We start from the raw sequence: 3,578 nt of genomic DNA, 5'->3' as shown, positions 1-3,578 counted from the left end.
GTGACGGCACGGGCGGCCTTGCGCGGCAAATTGCCCGACGCCGAAGACGCTGGCGTGGGCACCGGGCGCCAGGCCCTGCCCGAGGCGCAGCCATGAACGGCGTCGCGGCGGCGGCGCGGCGCTGGTATTGGCAGCGCATTACCGGCATGGCCATGGCGCTGTTCGTGGCCGCGCACCTGGCCCTCATCATCGTGGCCATACGGGGCGGGCTCAGCGCCGCCGAAATCCTGGGGCGCACCCGCGCCAGCCTGGGCTGGGCGGCGTTCTACGGGGTGTTCGTGGCGCTGGTGTCCGTGCATGCGGCGATCGGGCTGCGCAACGTGCTGGAAGAATGGCCGCCTACGCGCCATTGGGCGGGCAGGCTGGGTGCGGTGGCAGGCGTGCTGCTGCTGGTGCTGGGCTGGCGCGCCGTAGCCGCCGTGACCTGGGGAGGCTGACATGCGCCGCAATGATTCCCGCGCGCGGCGCCACGCCAGTTGGATGGCGTTCGCCGTGCACCGTATTTCGGGCCTGCTGTTGCTGGCCTTCCTGCCCGTGCACTTCTGGACGCTGGGGCTGGCGCTACAAGGCGAGGCGGCGCTGGACGGCGCCTTGCGCTGGTACGAGGCCCCCGTATTCAAGTTCGGCGAATGGGCGCTGGTGCTGTGCCTGGCGGTGCACCTGGCTGGCGGCCTGCGCCTGTTGTGGATCGAATTCGCACCCTGGCGCGGCCTGCGCCGGGGCTGGATCGCCGCGGGCACGGCGGCGTCGCTGGCCGTGTCCGCGCTGTTCATTGCCAACATGCTGGGTTGAATCATGTCAGAGATCGACTATGCGCAGGTGGAAGAGGCCGCGCGCGAACTGTATATCCGCGCGCTCAAGCGCCTGCCCGACGATATCAAGCAAGGTTTCGAACGCCTGCGCGATGCCGAATCATCGCCGCGCGCGCGTTCCATCCTGGACACCATGACCACCAACATCGCGGTGGCCGAAGCGAACGAGAACCTGCTGTGCCAGGACACCGGCATACCCATCTACAACGTGCTGGTGGGGCGGCGGGTGCAACTGGACGGCTGGCGCCTGAAGCAGGCCATACGCACAGGCTGTGAGCGCGCCACGCGCGAACACCCGCTGCGGTCCAGTGTGGTGCATCCCATCAGCCGCAAGAATGCGCACACGTCGTGCGGGCCGGGGGTTCCCGTCATCCACATCGATTTCAGCGCCGACGATGAGCGGCTGGAAATCGAGATGGTCCCGAAGGGCAGCGGGTCGGAGAACAATTCTTTCCTGCGCATGGCGATACCGGCCGAAGGGCTGGACGCGGTGAAGACGTTCGTCGTGGACTGCGTGATGCAGGCCGGCGGCAAGACTTGTCCGCCCACCATCGTGGGCGTGGGAGTGGGCGGCACGTCGGACCTGTGTGTGCACCTGGCCAAGCAGGCCGCCACCCGACCGCTGGGATCGCATTGCGCCGACTCGCTGGGCGCCGACCTGGAACGTGAACTGTCGGCCGCCGTGAACCAGCTGGGCGTCGGGCCGCAGGGGCTGGGCGGAGACGCCACCGCCTTCGCGGTGCATGTCGAGCTGGCCGCCACGCACATCACCATGAACCCGGTGGCCGTCAATATGCAATGCCATTCGGCGCGGCGCGCCCGCGCGGCGTTCACGCCGCAGGGCGTGCAGTACGGCTTCTGAGCATTGCCAGGAACCCAGCCATGACTCATCACGATCTTGCCATGCCCGCCAGCGAGGACCAGGTGCGCGCGCTGCGCGTGGGCGACACGGTAACGCTGCAGCACACCCTGTTCGGCATACGCGATGCCAGCTATATCGCGCTGTTCGACCAGGGGCGCGCCACGCGCTTCGATATGCGCGGCCATGCCGTGATTCATACCGCGCCCAACGTACGCAAGGTGGAACCGTCGGCGCAGAACCCGGCGGGCTACCAGCCCGTCTGCATCGGCACCACCACGTCGTCGCGCATGGAGCGCTTCACCGCCCAGCTGATGCGCCAGTGCGGCGTGCGCTTGATCGTGGGCAAGGGCGGCATGCACCAGGGATCCAGCCAGGCGTTTGCCGCACAGGGCGGCGCCTACCTGGCTATCGTGGGCGGGACCGCCGCGCTGGAGACCACCTGGATCGAATGCATCGAAGATGTGGACCTGGATGACTTGAACCCTGAATCGCTGTGGCGGTTCCGCATCCGCGACTTCGGTCCGCTGCTGGTGGCCATGGACAGCCATGGCGGCTCGCTGTACGAGCAGGTGGCGCAGGATGTGGCCACGCGGCGCGCTGCCGTGCTGGCCGGGCTGGGGGTGGCACGATGAATACGCCACAGCTGCGGGAATGGCGGACCGATGTACTGATCCTGGGTTCGGGCGGCGCCGGCCTGTTCGCGGCGCTGCACGCGCACGACGCGGCGCCGGGCCTGGATATCACGGTGGCGGTGAAGGGGTTGCTGGGCAAGTGCGGCTGTACCCGCATGGTGCAGGGCGGCTACAACGTGGCGCTGGCCGAGGGCGATTCGCCCGAGCGGCATTTCATGGACACCATCGAAGGCGGCAAGTGGCTGCCCGACCAGGACCTGGCCTGGACACTGGTGAACACCGCGGTCGAGCGCATCCACGAACTGGAAAACGAACTGGGCTGCTTCTTCGACCGAAACGCCGATGGCACCTTGCACCAGAAGGCATTCGCGGGCCAGACGTTCGACCGCACCGTGCACAAGGGCGACCTGACCGGCATCGAGATCATCAACCGTCTGGCCGAGCAGGCCTGGGCGCGGCGCATCAGGCGGCTGGAGGAGCACCGCGCAGTGGAACTGGTGCCCGCGCGCGATGGCGGCCGCATCGCGGGCGTGCTGATGATCGACATTCGCACCGGCGATCTGGTGCTGGTGCGGGCCAAGGCCGTGCTGCTGGCCACCGGCGGCGGCCCGACCATGTACCGCTTTCACACGCCCTCGGGCGACAAGAGTTGCGACGGCCTGTCGATGGCGCTGCGCGCGGGGCTGGGGCTGCGCGACATGGAAATGGTGCAGTTCCATCCCACCGGCCTGCTGGCGGGCGCCGATACGCGCATGACGGGCACCGTGCTGGAAGAAGGCCTGCGCGGGGCGGGGGGCTATTTGTTGAACGGCGCGGGCGAGCGCTTCATGCAGGGCGTGGATCCGCGCGCGGAACGCGCCACGCGGGATATTGTGTCGCGCGGCATCTATGCCGAAATGCGTGCCGGGCGCACGTCGCCGAATGGCGGCGTATACATCGAGATGGCGCACCTGGGGCCGGACAAGGTGCGCAGGCAATTCAAGGGCATGGTCGAACGCTGCGCCGACTGCGGTTTCGACCTGGCGGGCGGGCGCGTCGAAGTGGTGCCGACGGCGCACTACATGATGGGCGGGGTACTGTTCGAGCCCGATTGCCGCACGGCCCTGGCCGGCCTGTACGCGGCGGGCGAAGATACGGGCGGGGTGCATGGCGCCAACCGGCTGGGCGGCAACGGCGTGGCGAATTCCACTGTGTTCGGCGGCATCGCGGGCGACGCCATGGCGCGCTGGGCGCCAGGGCAGGACTGGGCCGAGCCGGATGGCGCGGTGCTGC

At 68.7% G+C, this 3,578-nt stretch carries 5 protein-coding genes; all 5 read left to right on the top strand.

The genetic code is table 11. The features are described from left to right. The first annotated feature begins 92 nt into the window (after positions 1–92). Positions 93–437: a succinate dehydrogenase gene (locus tag LPZ50_RS23110; RefSeq protein WP_230665184.1), complete on the top strand. Its 345-nt coding sequence runs from the start codon at positions 93–95 to the stop codon at positions 435–437. Position 438: 1 nt separating this feature from the next. Then, positions 439–792, top strand: coding sequence for a succinate dehydrogenase (locus LPZ50_RS23105; protein ID WP_230665182.1), 354 nt, complete (start codon positions 439–441; stop codon positions 790–792). A 3-nt stretch (positions 793–795) separates the two neighbouring features. Further along, positions 796–1,674, top strand: a complete 879-nt coding sequence (locus LPZ50_RS23100; RefSeq protein WP_230665180.1) for a fumarate hydratase — start codon at positions 796–798, stop codon at positions 1,672–1,674. 20 nt (positions 1,675–1,694) lie between these two features. After that, a complete protein-coding gene (locus LPZ50_RS23095) occupies positions 1,695–2,306 on the top strand; it encodes a fumarate hydratase C-terminal domain-containing protein (protein WP_230665178.1) in 612 nt (203 codons plus the stop codon). Then, the coding region (locus LPZ50_RS23090; RefSeq protein WP_230665176.1) for an L-aspartate oxidase at positions 2,303–3,578 on the top strand (1,276 nt) is incomplete at its 3' end. The genes LPZ50_RS23095 and LPZ50_RS23090, both read left to right, overlap by 4 nt.

Source organism: Bordetella petrii (genome assembly GCF_020991325.1).
In the GTDB taxonomy this organism is placed as follows: domain Bacteria; phylum Pseudomonadota; class Gammaproteobacteria; order Burkholderiales; family Burkholderiaceae_B; genus Bordetella_A; species Bordetella_A petrii_E.
Note: the sequence above shows the minus strand (reverse complement) of the source record. Positions and strands in the feature narration are given on the sequence as shown.

Bases quoted from the DNA above. Each gene is read 5' to 3' on its own strand.
- LPZ50_RS23110 (WP_230665184.1), top strand. From the start codon at position 93: ATGAACGGCGTCGCGGCGGCGGCGCGGCGCTGGTATTGGCAGCGCATT.
- LPZ50_RS23105 (WP_230665182.1), top strand. From the start codon at position 439: ATGCGCCGCAATGATTCCCGCGCGCGGCGCCACGCCAGTTGGATGGCG.
- LPZ50_RS23100 (WP_230665180.1), top strand. From the start codon at position 796: ATGTCAGAGATCGACTATGCGCAGGTGGAAGAGGCCGCGCGCGAACTG.
- LPZ50_RS23095 (WP_230665178.1), top strand. From the start codon at position 1,695: ATGACTCATCACGATCTTGCCATGCCCGCCAGCGAGGACCAGGTGCGC.